Source organism: Paenibacillus sp. FSL E2-8871, assembly GCF_038000345.1.
In the GTDB taxonomy this organism is placed as follows: Bacteria; Bacillota; Bacilli; order Paenibacillales; family Paenibacillaceae; genus Paenibacillus_AQ.
This window is the reverse complement of the sequence record NZ_JBBOBV010000001.1, coordinates 5,317,793-5,339,052: the sequence shown is the minus strand read 5'-3', so window position 1 is coordinate 5,339,052 and position 21,260 is coordinate 5,317,793. Positions and strand designations below refer to the sequence as shown.

15 protein-coding genes are annotated in these 21,260 nt (G+C 46.3%); 5 read left to right on the top strand and 10 right to left on the bottom strand.

The annotated features are described in order from the left end of the window. Positions 1-127 precede the first annotated feature (127 nt). The 6 genes from deoB to NYE25_RS24120 form a co-directional block, all read right to left on the bottom strand. Positions 128-1,306, bottom strand: a complete 1,179-nt coding sequence (gene deoB / locus NYE25_RS24145) for a phosphopentomutase (RefSeq protein ID WP_076285858.1) — start codon at positions 1,304-1,306, stop codon at positions 128-130. 129 nt (positions 1,307-1,435) lie between these two features. Beyond that, positions 1,436-2,149, bottom strand: a complete 714-nt coding sequence (gene deoD / locus NYE25_RS24140) for a purine-nucleoside phosphorylase (RefSeq protein WP_341127109.1) — start codon at positions 2,147-2,149, stop codon at positions 1,436-1,438. 244 nt (positions 2,150-2,393) lie between these two features. Beyond that, positions 2,394-3,932 carry a glutamine-hydrolyzing GMP synthase gene (gene guaA, locus NYE25_RS24135; RefSeq protein ID WP_076285860.1) on the bottom strand — a complete coding sequence of 513 codons (1,539 nt, stop codon included), beginning with the start codon at positions 3,930-3,932 and terminating at the stop codon, positions 2,394-2,396. A 160-nt stretch (positions 3,933-4,092) separates the two neighbouring features. Then, on the bottom strand, positions 4,093-6,486 hold the full coding sequence (locus tag NYE25_RS24130; protein ID WP_341147008.1) for a DUF4129 domain-containing transglutaminase family protein: 2,394 nt from the start codon (positions 6,484-6,486) through the stop codon (positions 4,093-4,095). Continuing rightward, positions 6,455-7,870 (bottom strand): DUF58 domain-containing protein, encoded by a 1,416-nt coding sequence (locus tag NYE25_RS24125; RefSeq protein ID WP_341147007.1) that lies wholly within the window; start codon positions 7,868-7,870, stop codon positions 6,455-6,457. The genes NYE25_RS24130 and NYE25_RS24125 overlap by 32 nt, the downstream gene beginning before the upstream one ends. A gap of 58 nt (positions 7,871-7,928) precedes the next feature. Next, the gene (locus tag NYE25_RS24120; RefSeq protein ID WP_076285862.1) at positions 7,929-9,341 is read right to left on the bottom strand and encodes a polysaccharide deacetylase; all 1,413 of its coding nucleotides are present in this window, start codon (positions 9,339-9,341) and stop codon (positions 7,929-7,931) included. Between the two features lie 107 nt (positions 9,342-9,448). On the opposite strand from NYE25_RS24120, the gene NYE25_RS24115 reads away from it, so the two are divergent. Then, the gene (locus tag NYE25_RS24115) at positions 9,449-10,117 is read left to right on the top strand and encodes a DedA family protein (protein ID WP_341050409.1); all 669 of its coding nucleotides are present in this window, start codon (positions 9,449-9,451) and stop codon (positions 10,115-10,117) included. On the opposite strand, the gene NYE25_RS24110 is transcribed toward NYE25_RS24115, so the two are convergent. Next, the gene (locus tag NYE25_RS24110) at positions 10,092-11,378 is read right to left on the bottom strand and encodes an MFS transporter (protein WP_341127105.1); all 1,287 of its coding nucleotides are present in this window, start codon (positions 11,376-11,378) and stop codon (positions 10,092-10,094) included. The genes NYE25_RS24115 and NYE25_RS24110 overlap by 26 nt on opposite strands. A gap of 151 nt (positions 11,379-11,529) precedes the next feature. Between NYE25_RS24110 and NYE25_RS24105 the strand changes: the two genes are divergently transcribed. Both NYE25_RS24105 and NYE25_RS24100 read left to right on the top strand, forming a co-directional pair. After that, entirely contained in the window at positions 11,530-12,480 is a 951-nt protein-coding gene (locus NYE25_RS24105; protein ID WP_341147006.1) for a helix-turn-helix transcriptional regulator, read from the top strand. Between the two features lie 91 nt (positions 12,481-12,571). Then, positions 12,572-12,883 (top strand): zinc ribbon domain-containing protein, encoded by a 312-nt coding sequence (locus tag NYE25_RS24100; protein WP_231573377.1) that lies wholly within the window; start codon positions 12,572-12,574, stop codon positions 12,881-12,883. A gap of 81 nt (positions 12,884-12,964) precedes the next feature. Here the strand turns inward: NYE25_RS24100 and NYE25_RS24095 are convergent, their stop codons facing one another. After that, complete coding sequence (locus NYE25_RS24095; RefSeq protein ID WP_341147005.1) at positions 12,965-17,248, bottom strand: acyl-CoA dehydratase activase-related protein; 4,284 nt, start codon at positions 17,246-17,248, stop codon at positions 12,965-12,967. A gap of 123 nt (positions 17,249-17,371) precedes the next feature. Further along, positions 17,372-17,839, bottom strand: coding sequence for a thioredoxin-dependent thiol peroxidase (bcp, locus tag NYE25_RS24090; protein ID WP_042184684.1), 468 nt, complete (start codon positions 17,837-17,839; stop codon positions 17,372-17,374). Between the two features lie 105 nt (positions 17,840-17,944). Here bcp and NYE25_RS24085 point away from each other — a divergent pair, with 105 nt between their 5' ends. Both NYE25_RS24085 and NYE25_RS24080 read left to right on the top strand, forming a co-directional pair. Beyond that, positions 17,945-18,997, top strand: coding sequence for an LCP family protein (locus NYE25_RS24085; RefSeq protein WP_341147004.1), 1,053 nt, complete (start codon positions 17,945-17,947; stop codon positions 18,995-18,997). A gap of 122 nt (positions 18,998-19,119) precedes the next feature. Then, a complete protein-coding gene (locus tag NYE25_RS24080; protein WP_341147003.1) occupies positions 19,120-20,436 on the top strand; it encodes a glutamate-1-semialdehyde 2,1-aminomutase in 1,317 nt (438 codons plus the stop codon). 75 nt (positions 20,437-20,511) lie between these two features. On the opposite strand, the gene NYE25_RS24075 is transcribed toward NYE25_RS24080, so the two are convergent. Beyond that, entirely contained in the window at positions 20,512-21,132 is a 621-nt protein-coding gene (locus tag NYE25_RS24075; RefSeq protein WP_341147002.1) for a hypothetical protein, read from the bottom strand. Between the last annotated feature and the right edge of the window lie 128 nt (positions 21,133-21,260).

Below are 21,260 nucleotides of genomic sequence, written 5' to 3'. Positions count from 1 at the left end.
CATCTAATGTCCTTTTCTCCCCATTATGACACATCATTTTTCAAGCGACAAGGAATGTCATTCTCTGCTTCAATCGCAACGTAAAAACCTCCAAAAAGAAACTTTGGAGGTTTTTATGCGATATCAATTATTTAAGAAATGGCAGGAAAGACTCACCATTGTCTGGCATATCAACATCAAAGTTATCTGCTATAGTCGCACCGATATCAGCAAAGGTATCATGCTCAGGTAATGCGCCACTGTCCTTTAATTGCTTGGAATAGACTAGGACAGGAATAAACTCACGAGTATGGTCTGTACCAGGGAAGGTTGGGTCATTTCCATGGTCAGCCGTAATGATTAACAAATCATCTTCTAGAATGGAATCGAATACCTCATCTAATCGTTTATCAAATTCCTCTAATGCTCTTCCATAGCCTTCCGGATCACGACGATGACCGTATAAAGCATCGAAATCAACTAAATTCAAAAAGCTCATTCCAGTGAAATCTTTCTTAATTACATCAAGCAGTTTATCCATGCCATCCATATTGTCTTTTGTACGAATGGATTCAGTAACGCCTTCACCATCGAAAATATCATTGATTTTACCAATGGCGATGACATCATAACCTCCGTCTTGCAAGCTATTCATAACGGTTTTATGAAATGGTTTCAAGGCATAGTCATGACGATTGGAGGTTCTCGTAAATTTCCCGGGTTGGCCTACATAAGGTCTGGCAATAATACGACCAATTAAATAGGCAGGGTCTTTGGTGATTTCCCGAACCTTCTCACAAATATCATATAACTCTTCTAATGGGATGATTTCTTCATGAGCTGCAATTTGCAGAACCGGGTCAGCAGAGGTATAAACGATCAGATCCCCTGTTTTCATTTGATGCTCGCCATATTCATCAAGAATAGCCGTTCCACTTGCAGGCTTATTCGCTACTACTTTTCGGCCAGTTATATCCTCGATCTGTTTAATTAATTCGTCGGGGAATCCATTTGGATACACATTAAAGGGTTGATCAATATTTAAACCCATGATCTCCCAATGACCTGTCATTGTATCTTTCCCGACTGATTTTTCCTGTAATTTAGTATAATAAGCAAGTGGTTTCTCAGCTTTCGGAACACCTAAGATTTCTTCAATATTGGACAGACCCAATTTGGCCAGGTTGGGCAGATTTAATCCGTTCATATGTTCTGCAATGTGTAAAAGGGTATGGGAGCCAACATCGTTAAATTGATCCGCGTCTTTTCCTTCTCCAATGCCTACTGAATCCATGACGATCAAATGTACACGTTTAAATTTCTTCATTCTACTCTCATCCCTTATCTAGTAATTAAAAGTAATATAACCGGAACGACTTTACATAATAGGCTTCCAATATCTCATGCTGTATAAACTTTATATCGTTTACATTAGTTTCACATAGAAGGAAAGCATTTACGCTAACTCTAATGCGATCTCCATCATTTTAGTAAATGCAGTTTGGCGTTCCTCCGAAGTGGTCTGTGCTCCTGTAATGAGATGATCACTCACTGTTAGAATGCACAGCGCATTTACACGTGCTTGGATAGCGTTCCAATAGAGGGCTACAGATTCCATTTCAACGCCCAAAATCCCTACATCCTGCCACTTTTTATTAGCTTCCCGATCCGCATTATAAAATATTTCACTGGATAAAATATTACCAATATGAACCTTTTGTCCTTTATCATCTGCTATTTTCTTAGCTTTCTCCAAAAGCTCAAAAGAAGCCGTTAGTGGATATTGTCCAGGTAAATTATATTGATGACCATAATTGGAATCCGTTGCAGCTCCCATACCGAAAATTACATCGTATAGCTCAATGTTTTCTTGCATTGCACCACAGGTACCAATTCTGATTAAATTCTTAACTCCAAATACATTGATTAATTCCCAAGAATAAATCCCCATGCTCGCTGGACCCATTCCCGTACCCATAACAGAGATTTTCTTCCCTTTGTAAGTACCGGTATATCCTAACATTCCTCTTACCTCGTTAAAGCACTGGTAATCTTCTAAAAAAGTTTCCGCAATGAACTTAGCTCTTAAAGGATCACCAGGCAACAGAATCGATTCAGCGATCTCTACCCCGTTCGGTTTAATATGAGGTGTCTCTTTGGTAATAGTCATCAATTTGATTGGCTCCTTTAGTAGAAAATGCACTTATTTATCTTGTCTATTTTTTAGACAAGTACAATTTATCATAACTTTTCCGGGGTTGCAAGCCCTTTCAACAAAACGTATTCATGAAAGATTTGTGAAAAATGGTGTCTCCAGCACAACCCTTCACTTGAGAAATAAAAAAACTCCCCTTTATTTGCTGGATAACGCAAATAAAAGAGAGTTTTTTTTGAAATCTATAGTTGCACCGATCCTATTCCCACTCGATTGTTGCTGGTGGTTTCGAAGTGATGTCATACACTACGCGGTTTACATTCTCAACTTCGTTGACGATACGTACCGAGATTTTCTCAAGAATATCCCATGGGATACGCGCCCAGTCAGCCGTCATGCCGTCGATGGAAGTTACTGCGCGCACACCTACTGTGTAGGAATAAGTACGAGCATCCCCCATAACACCAACACTCTTCATGTTAGGCAGGGCAGTGAAGTATTGCCAAATTTCACGGTCTAATCCCGCTTTAGCAATTTCCTCTTGCAGAATGTAGTCAGAGTCGCGAACGATAGTAAGCTTGTCCTCTGTTACTTCACCCAAGACACGGATAGCAAGACCTGGACCAGGGAAAGGTTGACGCCAAACGATAGCACGTGGCATTCCCAGCTCTTCACCCAGTTTACGAACCTCATCCTTAAACAAGGTATTTAGTGGCTCGATCAAGCTGAATTTCATATCTTCCGGCAAACCGCCCACATTGTGGTGAGATTTAATCGTTTGTGCCGTAGCTGTTCCGCTCTCAACGATATCCGTATACAGTGTACCTTGTGCAAGGAATGCGAAATCTCCGAGCTTAGCCGACTCTTCGTCGAAGCAGTAGATAAACTCGTTACCGATGATTTTACGTTTTTGTTCAGGATCTTCAACACCTGCAAGCTTGCTCATGAAGCGCTCGCGTGCATCGATTTTCACGACATGAATATCGAATTTACCTACGAAGGTCTCCATAACACTTTCAGCTTCACCTTTACGCAAAAGACCGTGATCAATAAACATACAAGTTAATTGGTCACCGATTGCACGGTGAATAAGCATTGCAACTACGGAAGAATCTACGCCACCGCTAAGTGCGCAGAGTACTTTTTTGTCTCCAACTTGGTTACGAATATCTTGAATAGCTTCATCAATAAACGATTCCATCGTCCATTTGCCGTCGCAACCGCAAATTTGATACAAGAAGTTCGAGATCATCTCATTACCATGTACAGAGTGACGTACTTCTGGGTGGAATTGAACCGCGAACAATTTACGCTCATCATTGCTCATTGCCGCGATTGGAGCACTTTCAGTTCCTGCATCCAGCTTGAATCCTGTTGGAAGTTCAACCACATGGTCACCATGGCTCATCCATACCGTCTGACGGCTCTCTAGCCCAGCAACTAGTGCAGTACCATCTTCAAAATCAATATCGGCTTTACCATATTCACGTTTAGCGGAGCGTTCCACTTTACCGTCAAGTTGGTGAGCCATTAGCTGCATACCATAGCAAATACCGAAGATCGGTACTCCTAAATCATAGATCGCTGGATCTACATGTGGAGCATCTTCAGCATATACACTGCTAGGGCCACCAGAGAAGACAATCCCTTTAGGTGCAAGTGCTTTGATCTTGTCTACTGGCGTATTGTACGGCAAAAGTTCGCTGTATACTCCCAGGTCCCGAATTCTGCGCGCGATAAGTTGGTTGTATTGTCCCCCAAAATCGAGAACGACGATAATTTCATTTGGCTTATTCATTACGAGCCTCCCTTGATTATTGGATTCATTATACTCATGGTTAATTCTCATCGTCAAGGAAAGGAGAACACACTTCTCATAATAGGAGAGAGTTAAACTTCATGAAGAACATTCCTTTCCATGGAAGGAATTGTATAGCAGCATCAGCTGTTCTGACCGATTAAGTTAACCGGAAGGTGATGATCAGGCATTCACGTATAAACGCGGACGCATCATGAGTAGTAAGCTCCCTGATGTCTGCAGGTGATGCTGGCGCCGCAGACATTGCAGGGATTGCAGATATCATAGACCTTGCTGACATTCTAGACGTTGCAGACGTTGTAGGCATTTCGTTCGCGGGATCGGCTGCGACGATGGCTGAAGTCGCAGGCGCGTACGCCAGGGTCTCCCACTGGCGTACGAACTGCCGGACGGCTTCGCTTAGTCCGGCATCGTAGATCTGCAGGGAGTCCACATACTCCCTGCCAGTGACACCGGGCGGCGGCGGTCCATACCGCTCCGCCAGCCCGTGCCAAGCTAGAGAGGCAGCGCGCAGCTGCCTCTCGCGGCTCATGCTGCTGGCGCTGCGCGCAGCCAGCAGAAGAGCCAGGCTACGCCGCCAGCGCCAAGCGGCGGCGGGAAGCAGCGCCGCGGCAGCGAGCGGCGCGGCAGAGGTCCCGCCCGCCATCGGCAGGGCGGGCAGGCCCGCGCTTCGCGCAGCTTGCGGCGCGAGCGAGGCTGCCGCAGGCAGCGCCGGCGCGGCGAAGCCGGCGGCAAGGGCGGGGCCAGGCGTTGGGTCGAATGGGACCCAACCGGCACCGGCGAAATAGACCTCCACCCAAGCATGGGCATCGCCCTGGGTGACTAAATACTTCGCCGGCATAGTATCGTCCTGCAAGGTCCCAGGCCCAAAGCCTTGGACATAACGAGCAGGAATTCCTGCACTGCGCAGCAGTACGGTCATAGCTGTTGCAAAATGAACACAGTAGCCTTGTTTCGTCTCAAATAAAAAGTGATCCACAAAATCAGATCCGGATGGTGGAACCGTTGTGTTCAACGTATAGGAATATCCATGTTGTAAGTAATCCTTAATGGCAGTTAAGGAGTCATAGCGGTTACCTGAAGAAGCTGTAAGCATCTCCGCCAGCTCTCTCACTCGTACGGGTAACAAATCTGGCAATTGCAAATACTTGCCCATAATTTCCTGGGGATCGTTACTGCTTAAACCACGAAGCAGTACTGGATCGCTCTCAGGAAGTAAGGATTCCACTGAATATTCTGTGATCCGTGCAGAGCCTATTGAATCAGGCAGACGAAAACTCTCTCTGTCTAAGTTAGACAGCACATATCCCAATTTACTTCCGCCCAAGAGTTCAACCGACTCAACATCAGTTATTATTCCCGCATTGAATAAAGGAATTCCCCCGGAAGAAGGGGTGGCAAATTGTATTCGCTGTTGAAGTGTTCGTTTCCTAGTTTCACCGCTTAGCATCAATGAAGGATTCTTTGGAATACCAGACAGATTAAGCGGCATAAACTCTTCGCCCCCCCTGATCCATCGGCGACCATCGTAGTAAGCAATGCTCTCACCTCGCCAGTAAGTACGCTCGCTAGTTATAGCTGTAAAGACTGGTTCAGTATTGCGGGATAACGGGGCACCGAGTTCACCGTCATTCGAACTATACCCTGTTGTTCCTGAAGCATTAGACGCCTTTTCTTCTGGTAAATGGCCTGAAGCCCAAGTCTGCAGCTTCTGAAATGTCGATTGCAACGTAAGCTCGCTGGTTGGTCTTGCCCCCAACAACTGCCCACCGAACCATGCTGTTGCCATCACGACAATGGCTGTCGCCAAAGTCAACCCTCCCCAACGCGCATAAGGCAGTGTAGTAACTCCCTCACGTTCTTGAAGACGCAGGAGACCACTCATCGCGTGCATCCAAAAAATAAGACCCATGGATATCACAATATCCATTGTGGTATTGACGTCAAAGCCCATATCCAAGATCAGCAAGTAAATGATTGTAACTGCCGTGAATAGCACTGTACTCCCTCGGAAGAGTGCCAGCTGCTGTACTGAGGATACCAATAGCCCCCAACCTACAATCAATATCAAAAGCCTGCTGATCTCGCTTAACTGAGAAACATGTCCAGAAAGAAGCAGAATAAGATCATTCGGAATTTCGTCCGCATAAATCCCTAACCACCCTATGCCTTCGCCCCCACTGCATAAGTAAAACCATGCTGAAACAGTAATAAGAAATTGAATACTTAGCAGTAGCCACCCCGGAATCTGAAATATCCCCCATAACAGCAACACTGCCGCCAATACCATTAGAACTTGTAGCATCTTGGAGGTATCTTCTAATAAAGCAGACCTATATAAAGGGAGTAACCATTCAATAAATAGCCCCATAATGGCCAAAGAGAACAGCAAACGATAGTACAGAGGCACTTTTCTCTGCTTACCGGCATGTCTGTTCTCTATTTGTCCCAAGTTGAACTGAAAGCCATTCATAGCCAGTTCTGTATCACCCGATTTCCCCTTACCGTAGTGTTGGTTTTCCGGATGATTCATGGAACTCTACCTCCCTGAATCTGAATGCTGGCAATGCATCATCCAGACAAAACATTCGTGCTCCAAGACGAGCCAAACTATCTCCGACAGTTCCCCTTCCAGGCTGGCGAGCCTCCCCTGGCTTCGGTGCTGATTGGTCCACAGCATAATAAAGCTCCACCTTCACACCTTGCATCAAGAACTTGGCAATCACCTTGGCAGATTCCTCTTCTAGTCGTCCCGTGATAATGGCTACTGTCATCCCCGGAATCCAGCCTCGGGAAGCATCATCAAGCAGCAGCGACAGGTTTCTAGTGCCATCCAGAGAAATTTCAGTCAGAATATCCAGCACTCTCCCTGGGATTTTACCCAGACCTTCATGTCTAGCCATACCTTCTGGCCAACCGCCGCTAAACAACTGAACATAAGCACCTGAACGCTCAGCGGAGAGCATCAGCCCCATCGCTGTCGACACCGCTTTCTCAAATGCTGGAGGCGAATCGTCTCGGCTCCCACGAGGTTTAAGCGCATCTGTAGGAACCTCGTAGCTGAGCGGGTCATTAGCCAATACGATACAGGTCATTCTTGCCTTTTCCCGTTCTGGAACTTTGCTCTGCAGCGCTCCCGTTCTTGCACTATTCTTCCAATGAATTCGGCTAAGTGGATCTCCTGGCTCATAATCCCTGGATTCCAAAGCCTCATCGCTGATGCTTCTTCCCCGTCTAGAATACAAGGTGTCACCCGTCATAAATCCGCTATCTGGTACAGTTCCACCAAAGTATAAAGGCGCTGGCAGCACCTTAAAACTCTGTCCTCCATCTGGTTCAGATCTTCCCGTGAACCAACCCGGAAAATCTCCCCAAGTTACTCTACAGCCAAGCAGATGATGATTGCCGCGAGATAAATTTTCAATCGTGTATGTGTATGAAAAAGAACGTTTGAATCCAGGAAATAGCAGCTTCTGATGATGGCTATCACCCCAATAATCGGCAATGGTCATCCAAGGGAGAGGCAACCGAGAAGAGAAGCTCAGCTGTACCTTCACATGAAGTGTATTTCCAGCCATCGGTCTCGCAGGAGTAATTGTACGAACTAGCTTAATCGTCCGTGGACCAGAGAGCTGAAGCATAAGTCCACCGAGCATAATAACTCCAACAACGATCAGGAGAAACAGCAAAGACGGGCCTCCTCGCCAAACATATAAAGCACCTATAATTCCAGCCACAGTCAGCATCCTTAACCATTCCATCAGAGCACTTCGGCTACGCGGATAAGAGAAGCTTTTGACACTTCCGGCATCTTTCTTCAATTGATCAATTAGTGATGAAGAGGACAATGGGACACCCATCCTTTGGTCATAGACTTGTTCCCAGCTCAGGAACTTATTACTATCTATTCTTCCCATGAAAAAGGGTGCCCAGACATTTGTTTTTTCTTTTTACTAGACAGCCTCAGCTCTTCTTTCAGAATGTTTTTACCCGGCGTTCTACTTCAGTAACGCTTATATTAAGCGGAGGATGACCTGTTGTCTCCAGCAGTTCTCGTAGCGATACCCAGATCGATCCACCAATCATTTCTACCCTCGCATCGATTGTCTTTTGACCGTTATCAGGATGGTTTAGAATCAATTGTTTGTTCATTACATCGGCAATGATCGCTTTCCCGTTCCAATCTATTTCTCCACTTCGGCTATTCACATCCCAGCTAACTCGCCCTCCAAGCCGTTCAATTACAGCACGAAGCGGAACCATATACTGTCCATTTCGCACGGAATATTCCCCGGGATTCAGCTTCGTCTCCAGCTTTCCTACCTCCAGAATCAATGGCTTTCCAGGCGCAAAGAGCTCCGCATTCGGTGTGATATTTGAGGCGACCCAAGCTTCTGAAGGCTTTTTCCGCCCCAAATTAGTGGCTTTTGCAGAGACTCTAAATTGTACAGGTTCTACCGTTTCATCCAATAGGCCAAAGTCATATCCAGCCGCCTTATAGCGTGCAATAATGTCCGGCAGCGCTTTGACGCTCTCTTGATGACCGCCACCATCATGTAGCAGCAAAATAACCTGGGAAGACTTCATATCCATTGTGGATTCCTTCAAAATTTCTGAGGCTGGCACGCCTTTCCGTTTAGAATCGCCGCTATCCACCGTCCAATCCATCACCTTATAACCTGCTTGCTTCAATAAATTGAAATAGGTATTATCAAAATGATCATAGGTTCCACCTGGGGCGCGGATAAGCTGTGGCCGAACCCCTGTAATCCCCTGAACAATCTCTTCAGTCTGTTTAATTTGATTCCAAAATTCCGTGAATCCACTATATAAATCATGGTAATTATGATTATAGGTATGATTGCCAATCGCATGGCCCTGTTCCCATATGGAGTCGATGAGCTCAGGATGGCTTTTCGCTTGATTACCAAGAACAAAAAAGGTTGCCTTCACACCTTCCTGATGTAAAATTTCAAGTACATTGAAGGTGTTATCGCTAGGTCCGTCGTCAAATGTAATATAGACTGTTTTTTTAGATTTTTTGGCTGCTGTGATTGCAGAACTCGTTGTCGAAACCTTGGATATTTTCTCTACCCCATTAGCTTGAGGGAGTTGAGTCACAGTAAGGGCCGCACTTGAAGAGGAGTGAACTTCCGGAGATGCAGAAGCGAGTGGTTCTACTGCAGATGGCAAATCTTGCATCGTCGCTGCGGTAAGCTTATTCTTAACAGATACAGACTCGGCGCTAGCGGGCTGCAAGGATCGGAGCTCCCATGAATTCAAGTTTTTCCCTATACTCCATCCGAGCATTACGATGAATATTACAACCATAACGAGCAATCCGCTTATCAACTTTCGGCGGCTGTGTGCGCTTTTATTACCCTTCATCTTCTCTACCTCCAGCATTCTATTGGCTTAAAAGCCATTTGGTAGATTGTATGAAGACAAGCTGTAAAATAGAATAAGGCAACTGCCTCTTGGAGAGTGACAATCTTATGGAAATGCTGAGTTTTATACAAGAATTATTCACCAAATATGGATATAGCGTATTATTCTTTGGATTACTTCTCGAGTTCGTTGCCCTGCCCTTTCCCGGAGAGACCACTATGGCGTTTGCCGGTTTCCTTTCCTATACTGGGAGACTTGATTTCTTTACGCTAATTGTAGTTGCTTTTGCAGGCACCACAGCTGGGATGACCCTCACCTATTTTGTCGGATTAAAAGCCGGTATGCCCTTTATCCAGCGATATGGAAAATGGTTTCTATTCTCACCTACTAAGCTAGAAAAAACACAGAAATGGTTTGAGAAATACGGAAGCTTTCTAATTTTTATCGGTTATTTCATTCCAGGGGTACGGCACTTTACAGGTTATTTTGCTGGTATTATCGCGCTTCCCTTCCGTAAATTCGCCCTATATGCTTATAGTGGAGCCATATTCTGGGTAGTACTGTTTCTTAGCATCGGAAAGGTGTTTGGTCCACAGTGGATGGGCATCTTCCATTTGTTCGAGTCATATGCGCTTTGGATTATCTCTGGTGGTGCAGTAATAGCAGCTCTTGTGATCATTTACCGTTATCGCAAAAACATAGGTGCCCGCCTCTTCCCTGGCAAAGCTGCCACTCGGATTCAGGCCCAGATTAAAAAACCTTCCAAGGAGCGGTGAATTCACCGCTCTTTTTACTACGTATCAACGCATACCCTGCCAACAGTATAGCAATTATAGAGAACCCTGCTCCCCCAGCAAAACCCAGCGCCCGAGGCTCCATCCATTCTAATAACCACCCCGCGACCAGCATGGATAACCCAAGCAGCGTATTTCCTACTGCTGACAAGAGTCCAAAAATAACAGGTTGCATAGCGGAAGGCGTCTCTCGCATAACCAGTGTATCCAGGCAAGCATTCCCCGTCCCTCCGGCAAAAGATAATAAAATATATAACATAAAAACCATCGTAAAATGATTGCTAACACTGATGCTCATCAGCAGTAATCCTTCGATCATAAGCCCACCAATCGCAACACCCAGTAGCCCTTTTGTTACATATCGTCCGGCAAAAAAACTGAGACTAAGCCCGATTCCGAGCGCTGCATAAAAAGCCCCTACTCCTATATCTCCCGCTTCAAATTCCTGTACTGCATATACACTAATCAGTACATTATCCAGACCATTCAGCATCGGAACAAGCAGCTCATACCCGAAAATAACCTGTAACGTGATACTCCCGCTGATTAAAATCCACAGCGCACGCGTTTTACTTGTCTTTTGCTGACGGTCTACTTTAGTTTTGAGTTTATCCGGAGAACCTATCTTTCTCTTATCCTCATTTACCCTATTAGTATTTTGTGGAATATCGATACCGTAGATTAAGAGCGCTGCGACCATAAAGGATATTGCATTCATCACGAATGCTGCCTCTGGGCCGAACCACATCGAAACTACACCCCCACTTAATGCACCCAATATAAGTACACAGCCACTCATAAGCTGCTCTAGTCCATTAACGGTCAGTAAAGAGTCTTTGGTCACCAACAAAGGAATGGAGGATTTACGAACAGGACTGTAGATCGCTTCCCCCGCCGCCAGCAAAAAACTCGCTATATATAACAGCCATAGCTTATCTTCCCCATCTACCCACAAAAAGGTTAGTGCAACCGGAACCCTAAGCACATCCGTAGCGATCATAATGTATTTACGAGGGAATTTGCTGCCAAGTACACCTCCAAGCGGTGCCAGAAACAAATAAGGAAGCAGCCGCACACCTAGCGATATCCCCACAGCCATCCCTGACCCCGTTAATTGCAGCACCAATGCCAACACGGCAACACTAGTAAAACGATCACCGATTCCATTGATTAGTCCGGCTGTGAACAGACGTGAATATCCCTTTTGAGCTTTAAAAATTGCAATAGCTGTTTGGTTACTCATTATCGTAAACCTCGCTCCATCTATTTATATGAACATCTAATTAGATATTAATCGAATTATTATTTTATGACAATGCTTTATTTTCAAGAATTTGCTAAGATGTAGTACATCATTACATAACGAAATTATCCGAAAAGGAGGGCTCTACCTTTTGAAAATTGATCGATTGCTCTCTATCGTCATTCTACTAATGAACCGGCGTCTCATTCAGGCGAAGGAGCTCGCCGACATGTTCGAAGTGTCCGTGCGTACCATTTACCGTGATATTGAAAGTATTAATGGGGCTGGAATTCCTATCGTCACCTATCAGGGATCGGGTGGTGGTATCGGCCTTATGGAAGGCTACCGGTTAGACCGCAATGTATTGACCGACCGCGAGCTGGCTGATATTTTCTCCGCTCTGCAAAGCATCTCCTCTTATGGCGGAACTGAACACACTCTGCTCATGGAGAAGATCAGTAGCGTAATCCCGCCCTCACAGACCGCCGCTTTCCGAAGCAAAACGACCCAGCTTATCATCGATTTCTCTCCTTGGGGTCTTCAGCCTATCCTAGAAGAGAAGATTGCAACTCTAAAAGAGGCGCTGGAAGAAAACAGAACTGTGGCCTTTGATTATGTCAATGCCGAGGGGCAGTCCAGTCAGCGTTCTGTCGAGCCCTATACTTTAGTCTTAAAAGGACAAGCATGGTACTTGTATGGTTACTGCCTGCAACGCCAGGATTTCAGATTATTCAAGCTGCATCGTATGAAAGGACTCGTTAAAGAAAAACGGGAGTTCATTAGAGAAGATAGGGACATGCATGAGCTGCCCTGGAGCACTGATTATCAGCGAGTGACTTCTGCCTCAGTAGTGTCGCCAATCCTTCTGCACTTCACAGCTGAAGGCAGACATCTAGCGGAAGATCGCTTTGACTCCACTGAGCTTCAACCGGACGGACATGGTGGATATAACGTGTCCATCCATTATCCCGAGGACGGATGGCTCTATGGTTTCTTGCTCAGCTTCGGAACGGCTTTAGAAGTGCTAGAGCCGGAACATATTCGTCAGAAGCTCGGGGAATTGGCTCTTGGCGTTGCCAAAAAATATGCAACCTCGCTTTAAACCTGACGGTATGTCGTCAGATTCATAGTTCTATAATGTACTTAAAGCGAGTGCTCATAAGCTTCGCATACTTTTAAAGGGAGTGCTGTATATGAATCAAGAGCATGTAGGGCAAATGCAAGGCGAACCGAAATTTTGTCAAAGCTGTGGGATGCCTATGCCTACGGAAGATTTACTTGGAACGAACAAGGAAGGGCAAAAGATCGAGGATTATTGTGTATACTGCTACGAAGATGGAGCATTTAAACAGCCTGATATTACGCTGCAAGAAATGTCTGACATTTGTACAGGCTACTTGGTTCAAGAAGGAATGGATGAGGCTGTCGCCCGCAAATTACTCGCCGAACAGCTGCCTCATCTGAAACGGTGGAGAGGCGTAGCCAGCTCTCCTTCAACAAACTAATAATCAGCACAAAAGAGCGGACCAAGTGAATTCTTGGTCCGCTTTTTATAGGCACTTCGTCTATATGTTACCTTTTTAAGCTCAGGTCAAACTGTAGGAGCCTTCAAGTAGGGTCTGCTGCAGCGGTTTAAGTGATGGTTCTAAATCAGACACAGCATTCCCTTCCTGACTGCTAGCAATCGACATCATCAGCTTGATTCGATTCGCTTGGTTAACTACACTAACTCCAGCATCATAATCAATGGCGACGATATTCGCACCTGGATACAACTCCTTAAGGCCCTTAATCATCCCACGCCCGGTAATATGATTGGGCAAGCAGGCGAACGGTTGAATACAAGCAATATTGTTCACACCATTATCCAGCAGATCCATCATTTCTGCAGTCAGGAACCATCCCTCACCCATCTGATTTCCTACGGATACCAGTCGGCTGGCCTTCTCAGCAAGACCATAAATATTTTCCCGTCCTTTAGCCAGTCCGGCATCCTCAAGAGCTACCTTTATCGGCTTGCGATAAATCTCCAGATAGGAGATCAACATCGGATTAATATATCCTAGCCGTTTACTTTTGCCGAATTGCTCGGCTTTGTAGATCGGATTATACACGCAATAAAAGATGAAATCTAAGAAGTCTGGCATTACCGCTTCTCCGCCCTCTGCCTCAATCATCTCGATGATGCGGTTGTTGGCGTCCGGATGAAATTTAATCAGGATCTCTCCAACAATGCCTACTCTTGGTTTAGTAGCACCTGTAACGGGCAGCTTACAAAAATCAGCTACAATTTCACGAATCAGACGTTTATATTCTCGGAACGAGAAGTTGACTAGGCTGACCTTACAGCGCTCCATCCCCTTACGGAATAAACGCTCAGCACTCTGTGGAACGACCTCATACGGCCTAAAATGATTTAGCAACCGCATCATTAGATCACCATAGCAAGCCGCAGCGATCAGCCGATTTGCCAGCTTAAGACTGATTCGGAAGCCTGGCTGGTTCTCCATTCCAGAAGCATTCAGCGAAATCACAGGAATCTGTTCGAGGTCTGAATCCTTTAGGGCTTTGCGGAGCAAAGAAATATAATTCGTCGCCCGGCAGCCACCGCCCGTCTGTGACATGATTACAGCGGTACGATTCGGATCATAGTCCCCACTCTTCAGTGCCGACAGAATCTGCCCTATCGTTACAATAGCGGGATAACATGCATCATTGTTAACGTATCTAAGGCCCTCTTCCGTCTCTTCAGGCCCAGAGGTTTCAAGGATCTTGAGACGGTATCCCGCATCGCGGAAGACCTGTTCAAACAATTCAAAATGAATGGGCGACATCTGCGGCGCAAGGATCGTGTACGTTTCTTTCATTTCCTTCGTGAATGCTACATTAGCCTGTATTTTAGGCGGCTTCTGTGGCAGCACCTTTCCTTTTTCCCGTTCGCGCATCGCTGCCAGCAGTGAACGCAGCCGAATGCGCGCAGCGCCAAGGTTGCTAATCTCATCGATTTTGATCAGCGTATATACTTTGTTATGCCTTTCCATAATGTCTTGTACGGCATCACAGGTGATCGCATCAATCCCACAACCGAAGGAAGTCAATTGAACAAGCTCCAGGTCGGTTCGGACTGCGGCAAGGCGGGCTGCGCGGTACATTCGGGCATGATAGGTCCACTGATTAACTACCGCCACATCCCCTTCACTTCGGTCCAGATGGCAGACAGAATCTTCTGTCAGCACGGCGAGTCCCATACCGGTAATCATATCTGCAATGCCGTGATTAATTTCAGGATCCGCATGATAAGGGTGACCACAGAGAAGTATTCCCTTGTTCCCAGTGCTGGCAAGATACGCAAGCGTCTCTTCACCTTTGGTACGCACATCACTTTTGGCGCGGTCAGCTTCAGCAAGTCCTGCCTGCACAGCATTCGCAATCTCTTCTCTCGGAATCCCTGTAAATGTCTTCACGAGTCCCTTAGTCAGCGCAGATCTATCGTCGAAGGTCAGAAACGGACTGACCAGCGTGATTCCATTATCCTTTAGCCCATCCATATTGTTGCGAATGACCTCAGGGTAAGAGGCGACCACCGGACAATTGAAATGATTATCCGCTGCTTCATCTTCCTTCTTCTCATACACTACGGCAGGATAAAAAATAAAATCGACGCCTTTACCGATCAAGCTCTGCACATGTCCGTGCGCCATCTTTGCAGGATAGCAGATCGATTCTGAAGGAATCGTATCCATCCCACTTTCATAGAGCTTCTTGCTTGATTTAGGAGAGAGAATTACCCGGTAGCCAAGTTTGGTGAAAAAAGTGTGCCAGAACGGGTAATTCTCGAACATATTCATCGTACGTGGAATACCGACAGTGCCCCGTGCTGCACCTGCCTCAGGTAATGCTTCATAGTCAAAGAAACGTTCATACTTATACTGCATCAAATTTGGCAGTACATTCTTCTCTTTCCTGCCTCCTGCACCACGCTCACAGCGATTGCCTGTAACGTAGAAGCTCTTGTCCGGGAACCGACTGATCGTTAACGCACAGTTATTTCCACAGCGGCCACAGCGACCTGAAGATACCTCGTACTTAAAGTTGGCTATTTCCTCCGGTCCAAGCAGTGTACTTTTTCCGTCAGCCCCTGCTTGCTCACGGGCAATCAGTGCACAACCGTACGCTCCCATAACGCCAGCAATATCCGGTCTGACTACCGTTCTCCCCGTTAGGCGCTCAAAGGCCCGCAATACGGCTTCGTTATAGAAGGTGCCGCCCTGAACAATAATATTCCGCCCTAAATCCTCAGGGTTGCGAATTTTAATTACTTTTTGCAGGGCATTCTTAATTACGGAATAGGCAAGACCTGCCGAAAGATCAGCCAGCGACGCACCTTCCTTCTGAACCTGCTTCACTTTAGAATTCATGAATACCGTACAGCGGGAACCCAAATTAACCGGTTTGACCGCTTCCAGCGCTGACTTGGCAAACTCCTCGATACCTAATCCGAGCGCAGAAGCAAAGCTCTCCAGAAAAGAGCCGCAGCCTGCCGAACAGGCTTCATTGAGCATTAGACTGTCGATAGCACCGCCGCGGATCTTGATGCATTTCATGTCCTGTCCGCCGATATCCAGAATAAAGTCTACTTCCGGCATGAACTTAGATGCGGCCTTGTAATGAGCAACCGTCTCCACTTCACCGCCGTCCGTCCATAAAGCGGCTTTGATTAACCCCTCTCCATAACCTGTTACATAAGAACCTGCAATATAACAGCCTTCCGGTAGAACCCGATACATTTCCTTCAGTGCCTCACTGACAGAATACAAGGGATTACCCTTGTTGCTGCCATAAAAGGTATGTAGAATTTCGTCAGCAGAGCCGGTCAATACGAGTTTGGTTGTTGTTGACCCCGCATCGATCCCCAGATAACAAGGGCCACGATACACAGCCAGGTCTGATCTGGCAGCAGAAGCTTTACCATGGCGCTGACGGAACGCAGCAAGCTCTTCGGGGTTCTCAAACAGCGGTGGTAATTCAGCATCCGCTGCCCGATCCGCTGTAAAATCCACAGCCGCTATTCGCGCGATCCAGCCTGAAAGCGGCAAAATAGTAGGATCCGCTTCAGAGAGTGCTGATCCAATCGCTACGAAATACTGCGACCGCTCGGGGAAAAGAATATCTGACTCCGCAAGTTCAAGCGTCTCCGCAAAACGCTGACGCAGGGCTGGCAGGAAGGTTAGCGGTCCGCCAAGGAAAGCCACCCGTCCGCGAATCGGACGTCCGCAAGCGAGACCGCTGATCGTCTGATTAACAATACTCTGAAAGATTGAAGCCGCCACATCCTCCCGGCGGGCCCCCTCGTTTAATAGCGGCTGCACATCGCTTTTGGCGAATACACCGCAGCGTGAAGCGATAGGATAGATTCGCTCATGCTTCTCTGCCAATGCATTTAAGCCCGCTGGGTCGGTCTGTAGCAGTGATGCCATCTGATCAATGAATGCTCCCGTTCCTCCCGCGCAAGCCGTATTCATACGCTGCTCAATGCCGCCTCGGAGATAGATGATCTTGGCGTCCTCACCACCCAGTTCAATCGCCGTATCGCATTCTGGAATCAGCTCGCCAATCGCCTTTGTACAGGCGATCACCTCCTGAACGAACGGTACGCCTCCCAGTTTGGATAAAGATAAGCCTGAGGAACCGCTTACAGTAAGGGCTGCGCCTCTCTCAGGAAATCTGCTCTGTACATCAGATAGAAGAGAGAGGGCTGCTTTTTTTATATCGCTATAATGTCTTACATAGTCCTGATAAACAATAGTGTTACGCTCTATAACAACCACTTTCGCAGTAGTTGATCCGATATCAAGGCCAATACGCAGCATTATCACTACACCACCTCGTCTTGCTCCAAATTTGAAGCAATTATGAGGAAACTATATCATGACAACACCTTATGAAAGCTGTTAAAAATGTAACAGACTTTCACAAAAAGTTATTAACAAACTTTATGATTTGGAAATCCCTGCTATGGCAGATGCTACATGACCTTTCACTCGTACTTTCCGCCATTCTTCCACTAAGATCCCCTGCTCATCGATCAGAAAAGTAGAACGTACAATGCCCATGAATTCTCTACCATAGAGCTTCTTAAGCTGCCATACACCGAACATTTCACTGACCTTATGATCCTCATCAGACAACAGTGGAAAAGGTAGACTGTTCTTCTCCGTAAATCTCATATGCGAAGCCAAAGGATCTGGACTGATGCCTAGAACAACCGCACCAAGCGTAGTAATTTGATCATGGGCGTCCCGGAATTCGCAGGCCTCCTGCGTACAGGCTGGTGTCATATTTTTAGGATAAAAATATAAAATGACCTTTCGGCCCAGGTAATCACTTAAACTAACCTCTTGCCCGTTGGAAGACGGAAGAGTGAAATTCGGTACTTTTTGTCCAATAGCTACTACGTTCAAGTTATATCCACTCCTTCTTGATATTGGAGGATCGAGCATGAATTGCGCGTATCCCCAAAAGAAATTATAATGTAGAGAATGTGAATGCGAAAGGAAGAACGAGAAATGCCACCTAGAAAGAAAAGGCACGCAAAGACTGGTAAGTCAAAAAAGAAACCGCTGCTTTGGACACTGGCCATTATACTCCTCCTTATTATCGGTGGAGCCATTTACTACTTTACATCCATCTACACTGAGCTTGGCAGCATGTCAAACACCGAAAATTCACCATTTAAGAATGCTGAAACTGTTGATGTCGACACGCCAGAGCCTCCAAAATGGGAAGGTACAGAACCTGTTAATATACTGCTAATGGGCGTAGATGCCCGCGGTGTCAAGAAGGGAGAAATTCCTCGTTCTGATACAATGCTTGTCGCCTCACTTGATCCCGTGAAGAAAAAAATCAGCGTATTCTCAATTCTTAGAGACACTTACGTTCCGATTCCAGATCATGGCGAAAAACGTATTAATTCAGCTATCATTTATGGACCTAACACGGCGATGCAGACTGTAAGCGATCTGCTCGGCATCCCGATTCAATATTATGTCTACACGGACTTCCAAGGATTCATCAAGCTAGTAGATGCCGTTGGTGGTGTAGATTATGAAGTCGAGAAAGATATGGTGTACAAGACCATTGCAGATGGTCCCGAGTATGACATTGATCTTAAAAAAGGATATCAGCATCTCGACGGTAATAAAGCTCTGCAATATGTACGTTTCCGACATGATGCTACCTCCGACTTCACTCGGACCGAGCGCCAGCGTGCATTTCTCAAGGTTGTGGCTGACAAGCTGATCAAGACCACATCCATAATCAAGCTACCGAATATCCTGTCTCAAGTTACGCCTTATATCGAAACCAATCTGACAGTAAATGATATGTGGAAGCTTGCAACCGTCGGGTATGATAGTACCATGGGCGGTAGTGAGCAAATTCCGCCAATGGATCTGCTCAAAGAGGAAACTACAAGTGACGGATCGCAGGTTATAGGCATTCGCAGTGAGAAGAAATTAAAGGAATTTGTTCAGGATACCTTAAATGGCCCTGAGCCAACGCCTACACCTTCAACTTCACCAGGGACTACTTCAAGTAGTAACACTAGCGGAACCCAATAAAGATCTGACAAGCAACGTTCACAAGTAGACACTACAGGCAATGGTATAATACGGGCGGACAGCGGAAACACCGTTGTTCGCCCGTTGCCATGAGCACCAACAATCGAAAGGATGATCACATTATGAATCGTTCCACATCTGAGCAACTTTATCACGAAGCCCTTCAACATATCGTTGGAGGTGTAAATAGCCCTTCCCGCTCTTTTAAAGCCGTTGGAGGCGGAGCACCTGTATTTATGAAACGTGCCAGCGGATCTCACTTCTGGGATGTAGATGGCAATGAATATATCGACTATCTCCAAGCCTACGGACCGATCATTACCGGCCATGCTCACCCACATATAACGAAGGCAATTACCACTGCAGCTGAGAATGGTGTTCTTTACGGAACCCCAACAGAGCTCGAAATTAAGCTTGCTAAAATGCTTAAAGAAGCTATTCCGTCTATGGATAAAGTCCGGTTTGTCAATTCCGGCACAGAAGCGGTTATGACTACCATTCGTGTCGCTCGTGCTTATACAAAGCGCAGCAAAATCGTAAAATTCGCTGGCTGTTATCACGGCCACTCTGATCTAGTGCTCGTAGCAGCAGGATCCGGGCCTTCTACGCTTGGCATTCCAGATAGTGCCGGCGTTCCTAGCAGTATTGCACAGGAAGTAATTACTGTTCCTTTTAATGATCTGGAAAGCCTGCAAGAGGCACTAGAAAAATGGGGCGAAGATGTCGCCGCTGTAATGGTTGAACCGATCGTCGGTAATTTCGGTATGGTGATGCCGAAGCCGGGATTCCTCGAAGGGCTCTGCAAGCTGGCTCATGATAACGGCTCACTCGTTATTTATGACGAAGTCATTACGGCCTTCCGCTTCCACTATGGTTCCACACAGACATATGCAGGACTGGATAACCATGAAGACATTACCCCTGACCTTACAGCACTCGGCAAAATCATCGGCGGCGGCCTACCAATCGGCGCGTACGGCGGACGTAAGCATGTGATGGAACAAGTAGCCCCATTAGGACCGGCATACCAAGCGGGAACAATGGCGGGAAATCCTGCTTCCATTTCCGCAGGGATCGCCTGTCTGGAAGTGCTGAGCGCAGAAGGCGTATACGATGAGATGGAACGGCTTGCGATCCGCCTTGTCGACGGTCTTCAGGAATCTGCTGACCGTCATGGCATTCCACTGACGATCAACCGCATCCGTGGTTCATTCTCTACTCATTTCTGTAAGCATCCAGTTACGAATTACGATGAGGCACAGGATACAGATGGCGAATTGTTCGGTAGCTTCTTTCGTCACATGTTGAACCGAGGGATTAACCTCGCCCCTTCGAAATATGAAGCTTGGTTCCTAACGACAGCACATACCGATGCAGATATCGACGCTACGCTGATTGCAGCAGAAGAATCATTCCGCGCTATGGCGGCTGAGAAATAAGACGTTATTTACAGCCACTAAACATACTAAAACCTACCACCAAGCTTCTGGTGGTAGGTTTTTTTTGCATAGGCACTATTCGAAGTCAATTTGCTTGTCCAATATAATCTCTGTCATGGCAGGTCGAAACATTTGGCCTCCTCCGGGTATTAAGGCAAATTGAACCGTATCCAGATCCGCTGGCAGCGGTGGCGAGACCAAGAACTGCATTTGTGTATGAGCTCCCCCTCCGTGACCTCCATGCTGCTGGATTTCATAGGCTGCCTCGCTCAAAATCTCCAATGTTAGAGCCGGTTTAAGATAAACCTGCTCCACTGTTTCTTTTAAATACTTAATCTCCACAGTAACTATACTGAGCGTTTCATACTGCATAGCATGTGTAAGTGTATACTCACAATCTTCGAGGACTGTCCGCTTCACAATTGGAAGTACGCCGAGCAGTAAACCGGGCTCTTCCCAATATTTCCGTCTGGGCACAGCCTCATTCAGACTGTGTATATACTGTACAATCTGAGAAGTGTCCATCTCGAATCTAGTTGACCATTCCTCAAGGAGCTCACTTTCGGGGGAAAACCGTTTCTTGCCTGTTATAGCTTTACGTTCCTGAATCAATGATAAAATCTGCTCATCAATCTTCTTAACCTCATCATTATATTCGTTGACCACGCCTCTTATTGGCATTCTACCCCAACCCATTTAATAACCTCCTTCTGATAATAAAGTTAATTTGTACCCATTAGCTACATGGTACCTCCTGTGGATTATTTTGTAAAATATTCGAAATCATTCAATCTTGCAGATAGCAAAAAAAAGCATGCGCCCCT

Coding starts and splice junctions, on each gene's coding strand:
- NYE25_RS24095 (WP_341147005.1), bottom strand. CDS start 17,248: ATGCTGCGTATTGGCCTTGATATCGGATCAACTACTGCGAAAGTGGTT.
- NYE25_RS24100 (WP_231573377.1), top strand. CDS start 12,572: ATGAATCAAGAGCATGTAGGGCAAATGCAAGGCGAACCGAAATTTTGT.
- NYE25_RS24075 (WP_341147002.1), bottom strand. CDS start 21,132: ATGGGTTGGGGTAGAATGCCAATAAGAGGCGTGGTCAACGAATATAAT.
- NYE25_RS24085 (WP_341147004.1), top strand. CDS start 17,945: ATGCCACCTAGAAAGAAAAGGCACGCAAAGACTGGTAAGTCAAAAAAG.
- NYE25_RS24110 (WP_341127105.1), bottom strand. CDS start 11,378: ATGAGTAACCAAACAGCTATTGCAATTTTTAAAGCTCAAAAGGGATAT.
- NYE25_RS24120 (WP_076285862.1), bottom strand. CDS start 9,341: ATGAAGGGTAATAAAAGCGCACACAGCCGCCGAAAGTTGATAAGCGGA.
- guaA (WP_076285860.1), bottom strand. CDS start 3,932: ATGAATAAGCCAAATGAAATTATCGTCGTTCTCGATTTTGGGGGACAA.
- NYE25_RS24130 (WP_341147008.1), bottom strand. CDS start 6,486: ATGAATCATCCGGAAAACCAACACTACGGTAAGGGGAAATCGGGTGAT.
- deoD (WP_341127109.1), bottom strand. CDS start 2,149: ATGACTATTACCAAAGAGACACCTCATATTAAACCGAACGGGGTAGAG.
- NYE25_RS24125 (WP_341147007.1), bottom strand. CDS start 7,870: ATGGGAAGAATAGATAGTAATAAGTTCCTGAGCTGGGAACAAGTCTAT.
- NYE25_RS24080 (WP_341147003.1), top strand. CDS start 19,120: ATGAATCGTTCCACATCTGAGCAACTTTATCACGAAGCCCTTCAACAT.
- deoB (WP_076285858.1), bottom strand. CDS start 1,306: ATGAAGAAATTTAAACGTGTACATTTGATCGTCATGGATTCAGTAGGC.
- NYE25_RS24115 (WP_341050409.1), top strand. CDS start 9,449: ATGGAAATGCTGAGTTTTATACAAGAATTATTCACCAAATATGGATAT.